Here is a 20,516-nt window from a genome sequence, read left to right as displayed (position 1 = left end):
CCGTCCCATCATTTCACTACAGTGGTCATATACGTATCGACATCGGTCCAAGTCATCACTTGGCGACGTACTTCTTCTTCCCGTTCCGGCGGAACTAAGGCAAACACCGTCGGTCCGCTGCCGGCCATGAGCGGCGTCAGGCCAAGAGAAGCAAGGCGCTTCCGACACTGAGCCACTTGAGGCACATCGGGCATCACTAATTCTTCAAAGGTATTTCCCATGGCGGCCGTCAAGGAGTCGAAATTCCCCTTTTCGACAGCCTCTTCGACGGCATCGACATCGATGGCAGCCGTCGCTTTTTTACCGTCAAAAAGAGCATAGGCTCGTTTCGTCTCTACGGCGACCCGAGGATGAACCAAAGCCACCGGCCACGCCGGAAGGGGCGTCAATGGGCGAAGCTGTTCGCCGATTCCGGTGCCGCGCATGGTACCGCCGCAAATACAAAAGGGCACATCGGCACCGAGCTTGGCCCCGATGCGGCACAATTCCTGCTGTGATAAAGAGAGATTCCACAGGCGATTCAACCCGCGCAGGACAGCGGCACAATCTGTACTGCCGCCGGCAAGGCCGGCTGCAATGGGAATCTGTTTTTCAATATGGATGGCCACGCCGTGATTGTCCTTTTTATACGGACACAGTGCCTTCCAGGCTCGGTAGGCCAAGTTGGTCTCATCACAAGGCAGCGATGCAGCCGAACAGGTTAACTGAAATTCCTCCGCTTCCTTCAGCGTTACCCTATCACAGAGGCCGATGGATTGGAAGATCGTATCGATATTGTGATAACCATCCTCTCGAACGCCTGTAATGGCCAACGCCAAGTTAATTTTTCCATATCCGGTTTCTACTATTTCAGTCATACTGTCACTCCATGTATAAAATGTGCACTGCCTTATTGATTAAAAATTTTCCTATGTTATAATGAGACAAAAGCAGGGATTTACTGCCTTCACAGCATCCTGTACGAATGCACAGAATCTTCATTATGCTATCATGATTATACCGTTTTTTCCTTTGCTTTACAATTCTTCATTCGAACTGGGGGAAAAATTATGAAAAACTTATTACCGGCTCAGAACTTATTACCAGCCCAGACCCTTTGGGAATTAGCGGTTCCTTACATTGCCTCCTTTGTCGGAAGCCTGGTCGTCGTCATCGGGATGAACGCCTTCTTCATTCCCTTCCACTTATTGAGCAGCGGCATCAGCGGCGCAGCCATCATGGTTTATTTCGCCACAGGCCTTCCCGTCGGGACCGGGATCTTCATCCTCAACATCCCGATCATGATTGCCTGCTATAAATTCATGGGACGGCGGTACACCTTACTAAGCATCGTCGGCACCATCATGCTTTCGGTGTTGGCTGACGCCACGGCCTTCCTATCGACGTGGAAGATCATGGATGATCCCATGCTCTCATCCATTACCGGCGGCATCCTGTCGGGTATCGGCTTTGGCATCATCTATAAATACAACGGCAACAGCGGCGGCCTCGACGTCATCGGCGCCATCGTCAAGAAATACTATTCCCTGGAAATGGGCACGGTCACGATGATCCTCAACTTAGTAATCCTGTCGGCAGCGGCTTACATGTTCTCCCTGGAACGGGCAGTCCTGACCTTCGTCGCCATTTATATCGCCGCCTTCATTACCAATAAGGTCGTCCTCGGCCTCAAACAGAGAAAGAGCGTCCTCATCATCTCCAACCGTTCGACGCCTATCGCCCAGGTTCTCATGCGCTACATCGGCCATGGCGCCACCTATATCCACGGCCAGGGGGCCTACACCATGCAGGACAAGCGAGTCATCTACGCCGTCATCAAACTGACGGAAGTGGCAAAAGTCAAAGAAATCGTCAACAAACTCGATCCTCAAGCCTTCATGATCATCAGCGACGCCTCGGAAGTCGTCGGCCGGGGTTTCACATCATCGCCGGTCAAATATCATCAATATCCGGGCGATGCTCTCTCCATGCCCCATACCCAAAAGAATATGCCTCCGGAATATTAATTTCGAGACATCAAAACGCAGCTCCCATTCGGGGCTGCGTTTTTTTCGTTCTAAACAGCCCTAAAAGCCTCTCAGCAAAAGTTTACAGCCCCTTAACCACCCCAACATTGCCCCCCTGTATCAGGCGGCAGGCAGCCTGATACACACAAGTCATCAAAGCCGTACCTGGAGAAAGAGGGCTCCTGAATTGCTTCGCCCTTTCAAAGCCTCCTCGAAACACGAAAATCTTGGGAATATGCCTGCAGGCTTTCGCCCGACACCGTCTCCCCTTTACGGTGTCGATTCCTCTCCATCTCGGAAGAGTCCCGTAATTCCCCTTGCCGCTGCCCAAGACTCGTACGTTTTTTTACAGAAACAAAGCCCTATAAGTTACGCCGAGCATAACTTATAGGGCTTTGTACTTATCAGAATTCCTATCACTTAGATCCGAATTTCATTCGTATCGCGATAGATGAGCCATTCAGCAATGTTGTTTGCATGGTCAGCCATTCGTTCGATGTACTTGATAACCAGGACCAAATCGATGTAGTCCTTGGAGTTTTCCGGATGTTTGGTCATTTCAGCCGACAAATCAACCATGAGATTGTTGAAAGCCTGGTCGACGATATCGTCTTTGTCGCGCATGAATTCGGCCTGTGACGACGTGCCCCGTTCTTTATAGAAGTCGATGACGTCACTGACCATAGAGGACATGACACCGTACATTTCCTTTACGCCTGCCGGCAAGGGTACGTCATGGTTAGTCTGTTTCAAGTGGATGACGTAGTGGCTGATATCAGCGCAATGATCGGCAATACGTTCTAAGTCGGAGAGGATTTTCAGCGTCGCCATCAAGCTCCGATAATCAGCCGCCACGGGACCTTGCATCAAACTAATCGTCAAGTCTTTTTTCATGCACGATTTGACCAGTTCATCGATGGCATCGTCGCCATCGAAGATACGCTGAGCCAATTCGACATCTTTGCGTTCCAAGGCCTTCCATGTGCTTTCTACGGCCTGTTCTACTTTCATGCCCAAGCCGATCATATCCTGCTTCAGCTCGGCCAATTCTTTTTCATAAATTTCCAGCATTAGTCCCTTTCCTCCTCTTAGCCGAAACGGCCGGTAATATATTCTTCAGTCTTGGGATTCGACGGATTGGTGAACATATCCAGTGTATTATCGTACTCAATAAGTTCCCCTAAGAGGAAGAATGCCGTTTTATCCGAAATACGACGGGCTTGCTGCATGCTGTGGGTAACGATGACAATGGTATATTTTTCTTTTAATTCCAAGGCCAAATCTTCGATTTTCTGCGTCGAAATCGGGTCCAGAGCCGACGTCGGTTCGTCCATGAGAATGACCGACGGATCTGCCGCCAAAGTACGGGCGATGCACAGACGCTGCTGCTGACCGCCGGACAGACCGAGAGCACTCTTACTGAGGCGATCCTTCATTTCATCCCAGCAGGCAGCCTGGCGCAGGCTTCGTTCAACGATTTCGTCGAGTTTCTTCTTATCGTTGATACCCTGGACGCGGGGACCGTAGGCAATGTTTTCATAAACGCTCTTCGGGAACGGCGTCGGCTGCTGGAAAACCATGCCGACACGGTAGCGAAGGGCCAAGGGATCGACTTCTTTGAAGATATCCTGTCCTTCAAAGCGGATGTCGCCGGTGACACGGCAGCCTTCAACCCAGTCATTCATACGATTCAAGGTCTTGAGGAAGGTCGATTTCCCGCAGCCCGAGGGGCCGATGAGAGCCGTGATTTCATTTTTGCGAATTTTCATGTTGATGTCTTTCAATGCCTGGTACTCATCGTAAAAGAGGTCCATGTTGCTGACATCGAAGGTGTATTCTGCTGCACCGGCTGCACTGTGTGCGCCGTCCTGTACAGCGTCAGCAGCCCGTTTCTTTTCAATGTCGGCTGCCGCAAAACCCGTCAGGGTTGTAGTAATTTCTGCCATTAGTTATTTCCTCCCATTTTCTTATCGATTCGATAGCTTAAATAGCGTGCCAGTAAGCTGAAGACCAAGACCATGATCATCAGGATTGCCGAAGATGCCGCTGCCTGTTGAGCTGCATCAGGATGAAGGGCTTCCGTACGCAGAGCCCAGATGTGCAGGGCCAAGGTTTCGCCGGGACGGAAGGGGTTAAGGGGACTCGACTTGGTCGTAATATCCCAGTTGCTCCAGTCGATATCCGTCGACATACCGGCGGTGAACATCAAGGCAGCTGCTTCACCAAAGCCGCGGCCGGCAGCCATGATGAGGCCGGTCATGATGCGCGGGAAGCAAGCCGGCAAGAGAACGTGCCAAATGGTCTGCCAATGGGAGGCGCCGAGTCCCAAACTGCCGTTGCGGTAGCTCGGCGGCAAGTTGCGAAGGGCATCTTCTGTAACCGACGTAACCAGGGGCAAGGTCAGGATGGATACGGCCAAAGCACCGGCCATGAGGTTCCACTGGGAACCGGTCATGACGATGAAGACCAAGTAGCCGAACAAGCCGACAACGATAGACGGCAGGGATGCCAAGGTTTCAACAGCCATGCGGACCCAATGGGTAATGCGGCCTTTTTTCGCGTATTCAGCAAGGAAAATCCCGGCAGGAATACCGATAATCGCACTGGCAACCAAGGCTAATACGACTAAATAAATCGTATTAAAGAACATGTTTCCTAAGCCGGCACCGGTAAAGGATAAGAGTTGCGGTGTCATGCCGCTTACGCCGCTGACGACGACGTAAAGAACGAAGGCAATCAGCAATACGACAGCAAAGGCTGCGCCGCACGTAAAAAGTGCGGTCATCATTTTATCTTTACTTTTTTTGTTTTCAATACTTGTCATATTAACTCCGTCCTCCTTTTAATTCGGAAGCGGCATTGATCTGGTGGATAATAAAAATGAACAGGAACGACAGCAAGAACAAGAGCAAAGCCATCGTCCACAGTGCGGCATTGTATTCGCCGCCTTCCATTGCGCCCCCCATATCCGCTGAGATAGCCGTCGTAAGCGTGCTGGCCGGCAGGAACAAGGACGTCGGGAAGACTTTCATCTGACCGATAACCATGGCAACGGCCAGGGCTTCGCCCAAAGCACGGGCCAGGCCCAAGATAATGCCGGTGAAAATACCGCTTTTAGCAGCTGGTAAAACGACGTGAGCAATCGTTTCCCAACGAGTCGCGCCGAGGCCGTAAGAAGCTTCGCGCCACGATTTGGGAACGGCTGCCATAGCATCGGCGGACATCGTCGTAATCGTCGGGAAAATCATGACGGCCAAGACGATACCTGCAGCTAATACGGAAAAGCCGAACGGCATGGGAAACAGCTGACGCAGTGCCGGAATGAGGACTGTCATGCCGACAAAGCCGTAAACAACAGAGGGGATGCCCGTAAATAATTCGATAGCCGGCTGAATCAGGCGGCGCCGCTGGGGCGTCGCGATTTCAGTCATATAGATTGACGAGGCCAGGCTGAAGGGCAAGGAAATAAGTAACGCCAGCAGACACGTAACCAGTGAACCTGCCAAGAACATAGCAGCCCCAACTTGACCGCCGCCTTCGGCCGTGTCACTAGGTTTCCATTGACCGGAAAAGAGAAATTCCGTCACGCTGTGGCCGAAAGTGAAAAACGTATCTGTACCTTTAACAAAGAGAAAAGCGCCAATGAGAAGCGGCACCAGTGCCATACCGATGCCGCAAATGGTGATGAACGTTTTGGCTGCTTTCTCGTTACGATGGGCTCTCTGGACCACCGTTTCGATTGCATTCATACCCGTTCCTCCAATAATTAATGAACTTCTTTCGTCTGCATCTTCGAGCTTACACCGTAGCCGAGTTCTTCGATACGTTTACCGTATTCGTCACCCATGATGTATTCGATGAAGGCTTTAACAGCAGCTTTCGGTTCTTTGCTCGTGTAGATATGTTCGTAGCCCCATACGCTGTATTTACCGTTGTAAGTATTTTCCAAAGTAGGTTCTACGCCATCGATGGAAACGACGCCGACGGAATCATTGTTCAGCAAGTACGGCAAAGCGACATAGCCGATAGCACCGGGGTTCTGAGAAACGCTCTGAATCAGAATGCCGGAGTTATCCGTTTCAAGGGATTTGTTGTCGGCTTCTTCAGCACCGTTGATAGCATATTTCTGGAAGAGTGCACGTGTACCGGAGGTCTTCGGACGCGTTACCAAAACGATCGGCATGTCCTGACCGCCAACGTCTTTCCAGTTCGTAACTTTAGCCGTGAAGATGTCCTGCAGCTGCTGACGCGTCAAGTTTTTAACGCCTACATCTTTGTTGATGATCGTAGCAACGGTCATAACAGCAACTTTATGGTCTTCGAGTTTGTCGGCTTTTTCTTTATCGAGTTTCGTTTCAGCCGGTACGTCGGAGTTACCCATATCAACAGAACCATCAGAAACCTGTTTCAGACCCGTACCGGAACCGCCGGCATTGAGGGTAATGGTAACATCTTTGTTCGCTGCCTTGAATTTTTCAGCTGCGTCTTTAACTAAAGGCAGCAAGGCCGAAGAACCAGAGCCAGTAATACTTCCGGAAACGCTCGCTTGTTTTGACGAATCACTGCTCTGCTGCTGACTTCCACAACCAGCAACGCCAATAGCCATAGTAGCTGCCAAAGCGATGAGAACTAATTTTTTCAACTTCATAACAAAATCCTCTCCTTTAAATAAAAGAATCTGAAAGATGTTCCTGATTCTGAATACAGTCTTATCCTATCAACAGGATGTAAGGTTTGGATGTATGCAATGTAAAATATTGTAAAAAAATCACCACTACCTGCCAGACCTGATCAGGCCTGGAAAGTAATGGTGATTTCTGTTCCTTCATTTTCTTTACTTTTCAATGCAATCGTGCCGTGATGCTGTTCGACAATGTGTTTGACGATAGCAAGGCCGAGGCCGGTGCCCTTGATTTTCTGGGAACGGCTGGAGTCGGCACGGTAAAAGCGTTCGAAAACGCGTTTCTGCTTGTCTTCCGGAATGCCGATACCCGTATCGCGGACGACCAAAAAGGCTCGGTGTCCTTCATGACGGACATCGACGTAGACATGACCGCCGGGACGGTTGTACTTTACGGCATTGTCGAGGAGGTTCATGATGAGCTCCCGACACAGGCCGCGGTCGGCAAGGACCGTCGTATCATCCATCGTACAGTGGATGGTAACCTTCTTTTCCATCAGGACCGGTTCCATGAATTCTACAATTTCCTGGATGAGGTCACGAAGATTTACGTCTTCCATATTAAGCTGACGTTTCCCGTCTTCGATGCGGGCCAGGTGCATGATTTCTTCGATCATCTGCAGGAGGCGCAGGGCTTCTTTACGAATGAGGGTCCCAAAATGGACGATATCATCTTTATTATTACAGATACCTGTCGATAAGACTTCGGCAAAACCACTGATCGACGTGAGGGGCGTCTTTAACTCATGGGATACGTTCGACGTAAATTCCCGCCGCAGCTGTTCCCGCCGTTCCTGTTCCGTCACGTCATCGACGATAAACAGCATCCCATAAAAATCTTCATCTTTATAGACCGGCTGTATGGTCATCAGATAGAGGCGGTCCGCCCGAGTCAGTTTTTCTTCACAGACCCTTTCTAAGTGCTGCAAATGACTCCACGGCGCATCGGGAACGAGTTCTTTCAGACTGCGCTGCAGCAGGGCCTGGGTATTATCAGCTCCCAGAAAATGAGCCGCCCTGAGATTGAGACCGACGATGCCGTAAGTCTTATCGGTCAGGATAACGCCTTCTTGAAGGTTTTCCATGATGAGGCGCATCATATTGCGCTGCTGCTCCAAACTTCGCAGGTTGTCGGTAATGGTCTGACTTTGAAAGAAAATCTTATCGACCAAGGGCTGCAGCTCATGATCGACAGGCGGCGGCTCGGTCATCTTGACATTGACGTCATTGATTTGCCGAATGAAGAGCGCCGTCTGGCGCAGAGGGCTGAGGAGACTCGCCGTCAGAATCCGCGACGCTCTAACGCAGGCCAGGGCCGACAGACCCAAGAGGAGCAGCGTCCAGGGAAGGAGGTTCAGGAAATGGGCGTAAAAGGTATCCCGTTCCAGACTGACCCTCAAAATAGTCCCGTCAGGCAATCGCTTGGCATAGTAATACAGGGCTTTGGAAACGGTTTGTGAATCGCGGACAGCCATGCCTTCCCCATTGGCAATAGCCGCTCTTACTTCAGGACGTTCTAAATGATTTTCCATAACGCCCTTATCATAATCTGATTCAAAGAGGACGACGCCGTACGTACTGATCCAAGTGATACGCAGGCCGTCATTATTATGAAAGCCCATTTTCTGCAAGTACAGCGTCGTATCATTACCTTCTTCAATCGTCGTCTCGACGACGTTCATCGTCATTTCTAATTCCTGCTGAATCTGGCGTTGTGTAGAGTTCCAAAAAAACCAAGTCGATATAAGCAGCGTGACGGCCATACAGGCCAGCCCCATGACCAGCAGGCTGACATAGACCTTACGCTTCATAGGCCGCCTCCGATGACATAGCCTACGCCGCGGACGGTATGGATGATCTTGCCGCCGTCACCGAGCTTCTGACGCAGACTCTTGATATGCATATCGATGGTCCGGCTTTCACCTTCATAGGTAAAGCCCCAAACGGCTTCCATGATCTGTTCACGCTTGAGGACGATGTCCGTATTGACTAATAAGTAGCGCAGGAGTTCAAATTCCTTGACCGTCAGATGACAGGGCTTGCCGTCGACGGAGACAGTGTGCTTTTCTTGGTCCAAGGTCACCAAACCGTAGGTGTAAACATTGGTTTCCGTACTCTGCCGCGTCGACCGGCGCAGGACGGCGCGGATACGTGAAATGAGTTCGACGATTCCAAAAGGTTTGCAGACGTAATCATCGGCACCGCTGTCAAGGCCCTTAACGATATCGTATTCGCTGGTCTTGGCCGTCAGCATGATGACCGGCAGCGACTTGTACTGCGGTGATTTATGCAGCTTGTCGAGAATATCGTTGCCGCTTTCACCGGGCATCATGATATCCAGCAAGAGGAGCGCAGGCATCCTATTTTCTAAGGCCGGCCAAAACTCCCGACTGTCAGCAAAGGTCTCTACTTCGAAATCCTGACTGCGCAGGGCATAACCGACGAGCTCACGGATATTTTCATCATCTTCCACACAGTAAATCAAAGGCATAGGAACACATTCCTTTCATAAATACTATAAGGCTATTTTATATTTATTATAACCTAATCGCGAGAAAATCGGCTGTAAAATTACCGTAAAACTACAAATAAAGGGACTGCCTTCATCGGACAGTCCCCCTCTATAGCTTTTTACTTCAATATCTTACAAGTCAAAGTCCTTAGCCTGCACCTTAACTTGCCACTCTTTTTCGACCTGCTTGTAGGTAATGATGGCGATAAAAGAGTGAAGGTCGCGGACCCACGTATAATTGCGGGTTGCAATATCATTGTTATCGAGATTCTGAGCCAAGGAGAAGATGACCGTATCCCGCGGGGTCAAGACATATCCGACGGAAAACCCTTTCTGCCGCGGTTTGTCCAGTGTATCGAAACGATACGGCGTATAGCCGCTGACATTGTGCTTCTTATACCAGAAACTGGTCCACAGGTGGTCGTTGATGCCCTGGTTGAGGATGACCCCCGAATAAGGATCGCGGCGCTGGGCATCGTTGGTCGAGTACCAGTCCTTGCGATAGCCTGCAAAGAACCTGAGGTTTGCCTTTGACCACAGCGGAATGGGCACATGGGTGATTTCCGTCCGGAACCCCTTATGAGTGCCGGTCTTGACGCCGTCTTCGGCCCAGCGGCCCCAGCTGGCTCTGGAGTCGATGTATATTCCCGTCGAGCCGAGGTTGATGCGAGGTGCAAAGTACTCGAGTTCCGGCCACTTCGTAGCCCAGATGTTGTCATCATTATCGGTACTTTCTTCTTTGCTGTAACCGAAGCGGAAGGTCCCGTACTTGGTATTCTTTTGAATCCGGGCTGCCGGTTTGAATCCAATCTTGCTGCCTAAGGAATAGCTGGCATAGAAGCTCAGATCACCCGATTCATTGAGGGGTATATCGGCATAGCCTCTGACGCCGAAACCGTCGTCGCTGTTATAGGTCGGACGGGGCAGCAGGGTAAACAAGTAAGGTCTTGAATTCCGCTTGCCGTCGAGGCGGCCTTCGTAGTGGCCGTAGGTAAACAAGCGAACGTGTTTAAACCACAAGGCCGTATTTTCAGCAGTAAACTTTTCACCCGGATAGATGCGGATATCGTCACCGGTAATATAGTAGTCCGGCGTTTCCGCTACTGCGTGAGGCGTCGTAATGAGGCCGTGCTTTACATAGCCGATATTGTCGTACATTTCGGCATCGGTGCCGCGGATATAGGTCATGGGCCCGATAAAGCCTTCGATCTTATCCATGTTCATGCTGCTGTTTTTACTGTTGTAGGTAACGTCGCGGCCCGTCAAGGCATTGGTCTCGTTGACATAGACAACGGGGCCTGTCGTATGATAGATGCCGGTATTGGTGTTTCCTTCGACATAGTTGGCATGGACTTCATCCATCCCCTGTTGAATATCGACGTTGCCCCGGCTCTTTACATAGCCGTCGGAATTGCGGACCAACAGAGAATCAGCGGTCATATGGGTAGGCTGCTGAGGCAGGACGACATCCTGTGCAGCCGAGGCCTGATCCAAGTCGATGGGGATGACCGTCTTTTCCGTTACGGGAACGGTCATGGTCTTATCCGTATAAAGTTGATCCGTACCGGCTGCCCTGATGGAAAGGGTCAGCGGGAGCAAGGCAGCGACCATTGCCGCTGTCCATGTTTTATTCATTCGCGTCACCTGCTGTATTCGATTGAATCTTGACGACCGTTTCCGTTTCGTCATCGTGACCGGTATTTTCCAAATCGACAGGCGTTACCGTCCCGGCTTTCAGGCCGGCCTGCAAATCGCCTTCGCTGCTCTGACTTTCCTGTTCCGCATCACCGGTATCGTCAGCGACATCGCTGTCACTGACGGGATTAAAAGATGGAACAGTTACGCCGCTGGCAGCCATATCGGCCGTTTCCATGTCGTCCATGACGCCATTTTCTTTAAAGCCGACGACTTCCGTATTTTCCTTCGTTTCGGCGTACATCGTCGTTCCTGCCGGGATATCGACTTCGTTACCGTGAACGAAGAGGCCGCCGACTAAGCCGACAGGGCCTAAAATGACGGCCCCGGCTGCGGAAGCACCGACGGCACCGGCCGTCCGTTTGTATTGATCCTTGGTCCGATCGCCTACGGTCAAGGTAACGGGGGAACCGTCAGCGGCGCGGACGTGGTCATACTGGATTTCGATTTTACCGTCTTTACCAAAGCGTCCTGATTTACGCGCCTTGGTAACAGTCCCGTTTACTTCCATGCCGCGGGGAATGGCAATGACGTCGCCGACGAGGACGTCATCGGCAATAGTAAAGCGAACGACGTCGCCCTCCTGAATCGTCTTCGAGTTCAGTTCGTCGAGGTTGGTCATGGTGACCAGGGTATTGGCCGGAATGATGACCCGCTGAGACACATACTTGGTTTTGCCCAAGAGGGACCGGCGAAGGGCCATGACGCGCCCTTCTAAGGAGCCGCTCATAACCTTGCCGTCAATATCCTGTTCCATCGCTTCGACACGGACTAAAATCGGTTCATCCGTAATCTGGCCGGAATACTGCCACTGCAAGAGGTTTACCGCCGTCAAGAGGGATAAATCGGAACCGGAATTGCCATATACATCTTTATATAACGAATTAGTCTTATCCTGTAAACTGCCGGAAACGGTAGACTGCCCGTTGAGCAGTTTATCAACCGCTGCAATTCGTTCGTTCAAGGAGCCCGTCTGAGTCGTCCCGTAAATCGTCGTTTCCACTTTATCGGCCTTTTCCAAAACCGTGTAATCTGCTGCACCGACCGTCATAGTACCGAAGAGGGCCATGACTGCTAAGATGCAGGAAGCCTTTTTATTCCACATAGGCGTACCTCCATATCGAAATTTACATCTATATACGAACGGCATCGTTCTCTGTTTTATGGATACTATCCTTATTATATAAGACTGATGTATAAAATGCAATAAAAGGCTTTTTCTCTATGGCCCGGCCTTCATAATTTTAATCAATAATCCTTATCAATTAAAATTATTTACAAATTATTCTTGCTTTCACCCTGTCCCTTTGTTATAATAATTCCGTAACAAATAAGTTCTATTCGTTACGATTGCATAAATCAAAAAAATACACGAATCAATATCAGGAGGAATGAATGATGAAAAAATTTGTATGCGGCATCTGCGGTTTTGTTTATGAAGGTACGGAAGCTCCGGAAAAGTGTCCTCAGTGCGGCGCTCCGAAAGAAAAATTCACGGAACTCGTCGCCGGCGTTAAAGAATATGCTGATGAACATCGCGTAGGCGTTGCTGAAGGCGTTGACGAACGCATTATCGAAGGCCTCCACCTCAACTTCACCGGTGAATGCACCGAAGTCGGCATGTACCTCGCTATGAGCCGCGTCGCTGACCGCGAAGGTTATCCGGAAGTTGCTGAAGCTTACAAACGCATCGCCTTTGAAGAAGCTGAACACGCAGCTAAGTTTGCTGAACTCCTCGGCGAAGTCGTTACGCCGGATACCAAGAAAAACCTCGAAATGCGCGCTGCTGCTGAACAGGGTGCCTGCGCTGGTAAAAAAGAATTGGCTACTCTTGCTAAACAGCTCAACCTCGACGCTATCCACGATACGGTCCATGAAATGGCTAAAGACGAAGCTCGCCACGGCCGCGTATTCGATGGCCTCCTGGCTCGTTATTTCGCAAAATAATCCCTTTGACCGGATTCTAAAAGGAACTGTCGCTATGCGGCAGTTCCTTTTTTATCGCCCTCTCAAAAAAATGAGGAAAACCTGCTCATCCCCTGCCAAAAAGGCGCTGTCTCCATAAGACAGCGCCTTTTTTACGATAGGATACAATTTACAAGCTGACCGAGCGAATCAGCTACTCTTTACTGCAGTAAGGGCGCTTGTTTTTCATATATCGCTTACGCCACCAGATGATGCCGTAAATGAAAGCGACGATAGCGACCAAAATGATGAGGCGGCCCCAATGCTCCTGAATGCGAAGCAAATCATGGCCGAGCCAGACTTCAACTAGAACAGCGGGAAACTTCCCCAGCACGTTGGCAATAAAGTGATCCCGGTAAGAGATATGGCTGAGAGCACTGAAAGCCGTAACGACGACGTTTGGCGCATAAGGAATAGCCCTCCCCATCATAACCGTCTTGATACAGCTGTATGAATCGAGTTTCTCGAGCATCTTACTCCGCGAAATAACCTTCTGAGCCTGTTTGCGGAGCAGGGTCCTCGTCAGACGAAAACTGATTTCAATCCCGATAACTTCGCCGACCCAGGAAATGAGAATCCCCGGAACCAGGCCGAAGATAATGCCGTTTACCGTCAGGAAGGGAATGGACGGCAGTCCGATGGCATTGACGAAGGCGATCAGGAAGATGCTGAGTCCGACGGCATAAAACCCGAAAGAAGCAATATAGTCGGCTAAGCCATCCAAATCACCGCTGGCAGTCAACCGATACATGGTCGAGTAAAAATCAGGCGCCATGAGCTGAATCGATAACAACATTAAAATGACTAATAAGCCCCCACCGATATGAAGGAGCCAGCCTAAATATTTATCATTCATAGAAATGCGATCCTCACGTAATAATCAAATTTTCATTACCCTTCATTATACCATATCATCAGGGTCTCTGTCTGCTATGAGCTCCATTTTTTCAGCCTCTCCCAAGTGGTGGCTCATGACGATGAAATCATCCAATTTCTGGCGTGCCATTCCGCTGTCGATGAGACGGGCCGCTTTGCGGACACCGGAGGCAAAATCGGGAGCCCGGCCGCCGATATAAAGGCCGGCACCGGCATTTAAGAGCACCGCCGTCCGGGCACCGCCCTTTTCCCCGTCAAAAACACGCCGCGTAATGAGGGCATTGGTTTTCGGAAGGCCGCCGGCCAGTTCCTGCCGCGAAGCGACGGGCAGAGTAAAGTCTTCGGGCCGCACTTCATAGGTTGAAAAAGAGCCCGGTGTAAATTCACAAATCGTCGTCGGCGCCGCAGCCGAAATTTCATCGCTGCCGTCCTTTCCGTAGACGACCATGCCGTGACGGACGCCGAGGGCTGCTAAGACATGGGCCATGGGTTTGACCAAATGGGCTTCGCTGACGCCGAGGATTTCGTAGGCGGCATGAGCCGGATTGGTCAGCGGGCGGAGGACGTCAAAGACCGTGCCGATTCCCATCTGTTCACGGACGACATCGATGCGCTTCATCATATAGTAATAGTAACGCGTATAGAAATAACACAGGCCCAGGCGCTTCAGCATCGTAAGGCAGCTTTCAGGGCTGAGGAATATATTAGCCCCCAAAGCCTCGAGGAGATCCGCCGACCCGCTGCGCGACGTCTTAGCCCGATTGCCGTGCTTTGCCACGCAGACACCACCGGCAGCGATGACGAAAGCGGCCGTCGTTGAAATGTTGAAGGTTTTCATACGACCGCCGCCAGTGCCGACGATGTCGAATACATCGTCCCGGCAAGGTACATTCATGCTGTATTCCCGCATCGTCCGCGCCAGAGCGATGACTTCCCGTTCAGAGGCTCCCTTCGTCGTCAACGCTGCGAGGAATGCTGCCAGCTGAATGTCTGACATGGCACCCTCCATGATCTGTTCCATCACAAAAGAAGTTTCCCTATCGCTAAGGTCCTGTCCCCTAGTGATAGCAGCTAATAAACTCGTCAACATGGGCCTCACCTCCGGCAAAAGAAACACGGAATTGTTCTATTCGCATTTATTATACCATATTATTTCATTTTTTTGTTTTTTCTCGGCAGGAAATGCCGCAAAATCGCCGTAAATGATTAGCCTTTCAAAGATTCGATGCACAATTTCAATTCTTTTTCATCATAAAAGACCTTTTCTAAGCAGAGCCCCTGGGCCGGTGCCGTCGCCCCCAGCTTCGTCCGGTCGCCGCCTGCAAGGATTTCGCCGAGGCGTTCCGGCGTCATGCGGTGAAGGCCGATATCGACGAGACCGCCGGCAATGTTGCGCACCATGTGGTACAGAAAACCGTCGCCGACGACGTCGATATCGAGGAGATGCCCTCTTTCATTCAAGTTGATGGCATATAAGGTCTTCACGGGATTCATAGGCGTCGTATTCTGGCCCTCAAAGGCCGAAAAATCATGGGTCCCCAAGAGGACGGCTGCCCCCTCTTCCATGGCCTTGCGGTCAAGGGGCTTGCGGATAAACCAAGCATAGCGAAGGGCAAAGGGATCATGCATCCGGTTGTTGTCGATGGTATACCGATAATGTTTACCTACGTTGTCATGACGGACGCTGAAGTGCTCCGCCATTTCCCGAGCCGACAAGACGGCAATTTCCGGCGGTAAATATCCTTTCATGGCATAGGGAATCTTCTCCGTCGGAATCGAGCCTTCGCCATAGAAGTTGACGACTTGGCCTCGGGCGTGGACGCCGGCATCGGTACGGGCGGCACCGTAAATCGTAATCGGCGCCCGAAAAATGGCCGACAAGCCCTCCTCGATGCAGGCCTGAATCGAAGCCGCATTGGTCTGACGCTGAAAACCGTGAAAGTCTGTGCCGTCATAGGCGACGACGAGACAAATATTTTTCTTCGCCATCAGAGCCACCGCATAGCCGCCAAGACGGCCGTCACGATGAGGACCGCCGCCATAGCGATGACGTCTCGATAAGTGCAGGCCAATTCATTCATCCGCGTCCGCCCTTCGCCGCCGCGGTAGCAGCGGGCTTCCATAGCTGTCGCCAAGTCGTCGGCCCTGCGGAAGGCGCTGACAAAAAGGGGCACCAAGAGAGGGATCATGCTCTTGCCGCGCTGGATGAGGCTGCCGCTGGTAAAGTTCGCCCCTCTCGCCGTCTGGGCCTTCATGATGCGGTCCGTTTCTTCCAATAAGGTCGGAATAAAGCGCAGGGCAATGGTCATCATCATGGCCAGCTCATGAGCGGGAACGCCGATGCGCTTAAAGGGGTTCAAGAGATGCTCAATGCCGTCGGTCAAGACGATAGGCGACGTCGTATACGTCAAGAGGGACGAAAAGACGATGAGGAAGACTAAGCGGGCCGTCATCAAAGCCCCTTGATACAACCCTTCTTTGGTAATGTGCAGCACGCTGTACTGCCAAAGGACTTCACCGGGCGTGGCAAAGACGTGGACGGCCATGGTAAAGAGAATGATGACCCACAAGGGCTTCAGGGATTTAAAAATAAAGCGGACCGGCAGCCGGGAAATGGCAAAATTCAAGGCTACGAAGGCCGTGACGATGCCGTAAGACTCCAGGGAATTGGCCAAAAAGATGGCGACGATGAAAATCATAACGGCGATGATCTTAACCCGCGGGTCGAGGCGGTGCAAGAAAGACGTCCCCGGGAAATACTGGCCCAGCGTAATATCAGTGAGCATGGCCCTTCCCTCCTTTCAGGCAGTTATAAACAGCCTCAGCACCTTGTTCCACCGTTCTCACCCGGTCGTCGAGATCAAGGCCTCGTCCCTTCAGATATTGAAGGACACCGGTTACCGGCGGGACATCCACACCGGCTTGGCGAAGTTCATCGCGATGATCGGCAAAAATAGATAGGGGCTCGCCGTCGAGGACGATGCGGCCCTGAGACAGGACCAGGAGGCGATCGGCCATTTGCGAAATATCTTCCATGTTATGGGAAACTAAGATGACCGTAACGCCCTTCTCCCTATGCCAGCGCTGGATTTCAGCAAAGATTTCCCGCCGGCCCACGGGATCGAGACCGGCTGACGGTTCATCGAGAATGAGGTACGACGGATGGATGGCAATGACGCCGGCAATGGCGACGCGGCGCATCTGGCCGCCGCTCAGGCGAAAGGGCGAGCGGTTGGCATAGGTGTCGTAATCAAGGCCGACAAAGTCCATAGCTTCTTTGACCCGATCCTCAACTTCGATTTCACTGAGTCCGAAATTACGGGGCCCAAAGGCGATGTCGCGGGCAATCGTTTCTTCAAAGAGTTGGTATTCGGGATACTGGAAGACCATGCCGACTCTATGGCGAACCGCCATGGCTTCCTTCGTGTTCTTCCCGATATCCGTCCCATCGACCGTAACCGATCCGCTCATAGGCTTTATGAGGCCGTTTAAGATCTGGACCAGGGTCGACTTGCCCGATCCCGTATGGCCGATGATGCCGATAAATTCGCCTTCATGAATCTCCACATTGGTATCACTGAGGGCGGTCTTTTCAAAAGGCGTCCCCAGGCCATAGGTATGAGTCACGTTCGTTAACTTAATTGACATAATGCGTCTCCCAATTCCTTTTCCGTAATAATCGAGTCCGGCAGGTCTGCCCCTTTTTGGCGCAGCCGGTCGGCAATCTCGGCGGCAACGGGCACGTCAAGGCCCATGTCTTTCAGCTCCCTGACCTTAGAAAAGACGTCGCGCGGCACGCCGTCCATCTTGACTTCGGCCTTGTCGATGACGACGACCCGATCCGCTTGGACAGCCTCTTCCATAAAGTGCGTAATGATGATGACCGTAATGCCCTCGTCGTGGAGTTGATGAAGGGTATCCATGACTTCCTTCCTCCCTACGGGGTCGAGCATGGCCGTCGGTTCGTCGAGGACGATGCAGTCACAGTGCATGGCTAAGATGCCGGCAATGGCAATGCGCTGCTTTTGGCCGCCGCTCAAGAGATGCGGGCCGTGCTTGGCATAAATCGTCATGTTGACCCGTTTTAAGGCCTCACTGACCCGGGCCTTGATTTCATCGGAGGGGATGCCGAGATTTTCCGGCCCGAAGGCCACGTCTTCTTCCACGACGGCGGCGACGATTTGATTGTCCGGATTTTGGAAAACCATGCCGACGTGTTGGCGTATCTTCCAGATATTATCCGCTTCATCGGTCCGCATCCCGCAGATTTCACACGTGCCTGACGTCGGCGTGAGCAGGACGTTAAAGTGCTTGGCCAAGGTCGACTTGCCGGAACCGTTGGTACCGATAATCGCTACGAATTCCCCCTTCTCAACGGTCAGCGAAACGTCCTTTAAGGCATAGACCACCTTGCCGTCTTCATCTTCATAGGTATGGCACAAGCGGTCCGTCTTTATCATAGGTATTGTCATACTACGTCTCCTCAAGTAAGAAAAAGTCTATATTCTTAAACATTATACAAGCAATAGCAGACCCTGTCCATAGATGCATATAAAAAGGCCGGTGCATCCTGACTTCGTCAATCATGCACGGGCCTTTAAGGGCTCTTCGCCTCTTTCTTTTAAAGGACACGACCTGTCATCTGTTTTTCATCGCGCCCGTTCCGGGCCATAGGCATTATCGCCATCGGTCCCCTTCACCGTCGCCAGCCCCAGATAGGACACAGCCATAATCGACTGAGCCGCTAAGGCTGCCGTGTCAAAACCGAGAACGGGGAAAGCATAACTTGCCAGATAGCAGATAAAGGGAACGGCAAACAAAGCTCCCGGTTTATTGAGGTCATGAAAGCGCCGTGCCCCCAAGGACAGGTGAGCCCAAACGGTAGGAATTGTCAGGGCTATGAATAGAATACCGAATATAATAGCATAATCGAGGTGTCCGATGAGGATCGATTCGACGATCTTGCTGTACAGGATGAGGGTAAACATGAATTGGGCCACCATTAAAATCAAGGTTCGCACTAAAAAGGGACGGCGCTGAATGCGGCCGGTAAAGCGAAAATATTTAGCCTTCAGATCGGCAAAATCGCGAAAGCTGACCAGGCTGTTTTCACTGCCCGGGCCGACAGGCATGGCCAGGCCGCGGTGAATGCTGGCCGACTGGCGGGAACGTTTCTTTAATTGGATCTTTTTATTTTTTTGAGCCACCAAAACTACCTCCTATAGGGAATTTCTTCTTATTATCGTACTATATTAAGGGGCATGATTCAATTCATTTCTCCTAAAATATGGTATAATAAAAAAAATTACCTTCAAGGAGGCATTCATGGAATCTACTGTTTTCACCAATCTAAAGGGTTCAGAAGGAGCCCTGACCTTCAATTTTTTCTGCGAATCCCTGATCACGTCGCTCCACACGCTGACGCACATCATGGAAGACGAAGGACTCACCGTCCCGGATAATGTCGCCGATGTCGCCGACGCCCTCAGTGAAATGGGCGGTCACCTCATGGAAGATTACCAGCAGGGCGAGCTCGATTTGAACCGCTTCAAAAACGAAATCCTCGACTTCTACGAATTGAACTTTGCCGTCAACGACGCCCTGGCCTCGGTCATCATGAGTCATGACGACCTGCAGTATTATTACTATATTTACATGCAGGGTCTCTACATCTTCTTCCCGAACATGATGGAAGCCTTTAACGCCGACATCGATGACGAAGCCATCGGACCTTTCTTGGACCAATTGATTGTCGAATTCGAACAGCTCTCGAGCAGCGGATCCTAACCTTCTAATGTAAGCAAAAAAATACTGCCTCTCACGAGACTTTATCGGTCAAGATAAAGTTCCGACGAGAGGCAGTTTTTTATTAAAAGAGGATAAAGAAATAGATAAAGGAAATGGCGGCCACTACGAATCGATAGTAAGCAAAGGAGGCCAAGGTCGACTTATTCATGAACTTGAGGAACCACAGGACGGACACATAAGCTACGATAAAGGCCGTAATAAAGCCGATGACAATCATAACCAAATCGTTGCTGCTGAGGTCGCTGAGGCTCTTTAAGAGGTCGTAGAAGCAGGCAACGATCATGACCGGTACGGCGATGATGAAGGAAAAGTCAGCTGCTGCCTTTCGGCTAAGGCCTAAGAACAGGCCGCCGGCGATGGTCGAACCGGACCGGGAAAAGCCGGGCCATAAGGCCAGGATCTGAAAGATCCCCGTTAAAAAGGACTGGGCAATGGTCATCTTTTCGACATCATGGCAGACCGTCTTCGTACCGTGCTTTTCAGCCAATAACATAAACACCCCGCCGATGATGAGGCCGATGATAACCGTCCCCGGCGAAAAGAGATAGGTCTTAATAGCGTGATGAGCAAAATAGCCGATGCCCATGACCGGTACGATGCCGGCTGCGATATGGGCCAGGGTAAGCCCCGTATCGTTGCGGAACCAGTTCTTCGGCTGCAGGAGGTTCCAGCAGCGGTACTGATGGAGCATCCGCGTAAACTTTTCTTTGTAAATAATGACGACAGACAGGATGGCACCTAACTGGATGAAAATTTCAAATACGCTGGCCCGAGGACCGGTAAATCCCAACATGTCACCGACAAGGATCATATGGCCCGTCGAAGATACCGGCAAGTATTCCGTGAAGCCTTCGACAATCCCCAAGATGATGGCAATAATAGAATCACTCATGTTTTTATCTCCTTTTCGCTCAAATCTCCATATACAGAGCCTTGCAATACTAAAAAGTATACCACACTGGCCGACAAAAAA

At 51.0% G+C, this 20,516-nt stretch carries 21 protein-coding genes; 3 read left to right on the top strand and 18 right to left on the bottom strand.

Going from position 1 to position 20,516, the window contains the following annotated elements:
* Positions 1-8: 8 nt before the first annotated feature.
* Positions 9-857, bottom strand: a complete 849-nt coding sequence (ispE, locus tag QZQ46_RS01040; protein ID WP_296826109.1) for a 4-(cytidine 5'-diphospho)-2-C-methyl-D-erythritol kinase — start codon at positions 855-857, stop codon at positions 9-11.
* Between the two features lie 192 nt (positions 858-1,049).
* On the opposite strand from ispE, the gene QZQ46_RS01035 reads away from it, so the two are divergent.
* On the top strand, positions 1,050-2,006 hold the full coding sequence (locus tag QZQ46_RS01035; RefSeq protein ID WP_296826108.1) for a YitT family protein: 957 nt from the start codon (positions 1,050-1,052) through the stop codon (positions 2,004-2,006).
* A gap of 420 nt (positions 2,007-2,426) precedes the next feature.
* Here the strand turns inward: QZQ46_RS01035 and phoU are convergent, their stop codons facing one another.
* From phoU to QZQ46_RS00990, 9 genes are all read right to left on the bottom strand, one after another.
* Complete coding sequence (gene phoU, locus QZQ46_RS01030; RefSeq protein ID WP_296826107.1) at positions 2,427-3,077, bottom strand: phosphate signaling complex protein PhoU; 651 nt, start codon at positions 3,075-3,077, stop codon at positions 2,427-2,429.
* A gap of 17 nt (positions 3,078-3,094) precedes the next feature.
* Positions 3,095-3,952 (bottom strand): phosphate ABC transporter ATP-binding protein PstB, encoded by an 858-nt coding sequence (gene pstB, locus QZQ46_RS01025; RefSeq protein WP_296826106.1) that lies wholly within the window; start codon positions 3,950-3,952, stop codon positions 3,095-3,097.
* Positions 3,952-4,830: a phosphate ABC transporter permease PstA gene (gene pstA / locus QZQ46_RS01020; RefSeq protein ID WP_296826105.1), complete on the bottom strand. Its 879-nt coding sequence runs from the start codon at positions 4,828-4,830 to the stop codon at positions 3,952-3,954. The genes pstB and pstA overlap by 1 nt, the downstream gene beginning before the upstream one ends.
* A 1-nt stretch (position 4,831) precedes the next feature.
* Positions 4,832-5,755, bottom strand: a complete 924-nt coding sequence (pstC, locus tag QZQ46_RS01015) for a phosphate ABC transporter permease subunit PstC (protein WP_296826104.1) — start codon at positions 5,753-5,755, stop codon at positions 4,832-4,834.
* 17 nt (positions 5,756-5,772) lie between these two features.
* Positions 5,773-6,654 carry a phosphate ABC transporter substrate-binding protein gene (locus QZQ46_RS01010; protein WP_296826103.1) on the bottom strand — a complete coding sequence of 294 codons (882 nt, stop codon included), beginning with the start codon at positions 6,652-6,654 and terminating at the stop codon, positions 5,773-5,775.
* 143 nt (positions 6,655-6,797) lie between these two features.
* Entirely contained in the window at positions 6,798-8,498 is a 1,701-nt protein-coding gene (locus QZQ46_RS01005; RefSeq protein ID WP_296826102.1) for a cell wall metabolism sensor histidine kinase WalK, read from the bottom strand.
* Positions 8,495-9,178, bottom strand: coding sequence for a response regulator transcription factor (locus QZQ46_RS01000; RefSeq protein ID WP_296826101.1), 684 nt, complete (start codon positions 9,176-9,178; stop codon positions 8,495-8,497). Before QZQ46_RS01000 ends, QZQ46_RS01005 begins: the two co-directional genes overlap by 4 nt.
* Before the next feature lie 153 nt (positions 9,179-9,331).
* Positions 9,332-10,834, bottom strand: a complete 1,503-nt coding sequence (locus tag QZQ46_RS00995; protein ID WP_296826100.1) for a hypothetical protein — start codon at positions 10,832-10,834, stop codon at positions 9,332-9,334.
* On the bottom strand, positions 10,827-11,999 hold the full coding sequence (locus QZQ46_RS00990; RefSeq protein ID WP_296826099.1) for a hypothetical protein: 1,173 nt from the start codon (positions 11,997-11,999) through the stop codon (positions 10,827-10,829). Before QZQ46_RS00990 ends, QZQ46_RS00995 begins: the two co-directional genes overlap by 8 nt.
* Before the next feature lie 293 nt (positions 12,000-12,292).
* Between QZQ46_RS00990 and QZQ46_RS00985 the strand changes: the two genes are divergently transcribed.
* Positions 12,293-12,841, top strand: a complete 549-nt coding sequence (locus QZQ46_RS00985; protein WP_296826098.1) for an NADH peroxidase — start codon at positions 12,293-12,295, stop codon at positions 12,839-12,841.
* Between the two features lie 172 nt (positions 12,842-13,013).
* Here the strand turns inward: QZQ46_RS00985 and QZQ46_RS00980 are convergent, their stop codons facing one another.
* The 7 genes from QZQ46_RS00980 to QZQ46_RS00950 all read right to left on the bottom strand — a co-directional run bounded on the left by QZQ46_RS00980 (position 13,014) and on the right by QZQ46_RS00950 (position 18,942).
* Positions 13,014-13,715 (bottom strand): TVP38/TMEM64 family protein, encoded by a 702-nt coding sequence (locus tag QZQ46_RS00980; protein WP_296826097.1) that lies wholly within the window; start codon positions 13,713-13,715, stop codon positions 13,014-13,016.
* 45 nt (positions 13,716-13,760) lie between these two features.
* Positions 13,761-14,825, bottom strand: a complete 1,065-nt coding sequence (gene trpD / locus QZQ46_RS00975) for an anthranilate phosphoribosyltransferase (RefSeq protein ID WP_296826096.1) — start codon at positions 14,823-14,825, stop codon at positions 13,761-13,763.
* A 116-nt stretch (positions 14,826-14,941) separates the two neighbouring features.
* Positions 14,942-15,724 (bottom strand): tRNA pseudouridine(38-40) synthase TruA, encoded by a 783-nt coding sequence (truA, locus tag QZQ46_RS00970; protein WP_296826095.1) that lies wholly within the window; start codon positions 15,722-15,724, stop codon positions 14,942-14,944.
* Complete coding sequence (locus tag QZQ46_RS00965; RefSeq protein WP_296826094.1) at positions 15,724-16,521, bottom strand: energy-coupling factor transporter transmembrane protein EcfT; 798 nt, start codon at positions 16,519-16,521, stop codon at positions 15,724-15,726. Before QZQ46_RS00965 ends, truA begins: the two co-directional genes overlap by 1 nt.
* Positions 16,511-17,383 (bottom strand): energy-coupling factor transporter ATPase, encoded by an 873-nt coding sequence (locus QZQ46_RS00960; protein ID WP_296826093.1) that lies wholly within the window; start codon positions 17,381-17,383, stop codon positions 16,511-16,513. The genes QZQ46_RS00965 and QZQ46_RS00960 overlap by 11 nt, the downstream gene beginning before the upstream one ends.
* Positions 17,368-18,207, bottom strand: a complete 840-nt coding sequence (locus tag QZQ46_RS00955; RefSeq protein WP_296826092.1) for an energy-coupling factor transporter ATPase — start codon at positions 18,205-18,207, stop codon at positions 17,368-17,370. Before QZQ46_RS00955 ends, QZQ46_RS00960 begins: the two co-directional genes overlap by 16 nt.
* Before the next feature lie 177 nt (positions 18,208-18,384).
* Entirely contained in the window at positions 18,385-18,942 is a 558-nt protein-coding gene (locus tag QZQ46_RS00950; RefSeq protein WP_296826091.1) for a DUF805 domain-containing protein, read from the bottom strand.
* A gap of 118 nt (positions 18,943-19,060) precedes the next feature.
* Between QZQ46_RS00950 and QZQ46_RS00945 the strand changes: the two genes are divergently transcribed.
* The gene (locus QZQ46_RS00945) at positions 19,061-19,522 is read left to right on the top strand and encodes a hypothetical protein (protein WP_296826090.1); all 462 of its coding nucleotides are present in this window, start codon (positions 19,061-19,063) and stop codon (positions 19,520-19,522) included.
* 82 nt (positions 19,523-19,604) lie between these two features.
* Here QZQ46_RS00945 and QZQ46_RS00940 read toward each other — a convergent pair whose 3' ends face one another.
* Entirely contained in the window at positions 19,605-20,435 is an 831-nt protein-coding gene (locus tag QZQ46_RS00940) for an undecaprenyl-diphosphate phosphatase (protein ID WP_296826089.1), read from the bottom strand.
* Positions 20,436-20,516: the final 81 nt, after the last annotated feature.

Origin of the sequence: uncultured Megasphaera sp. (assembly GCF_900539295.1) — a bacterium.
In the GTDB taxonomy this organism is placed as follows: domain Bacteria; phylum Bacillota; class Negativicutes; order Veillonellales; family Megasphaeraceae; genus Megasphaera.
This window is presented reverse-complemented; position numbering and strand designations above follow the sequence as displayed.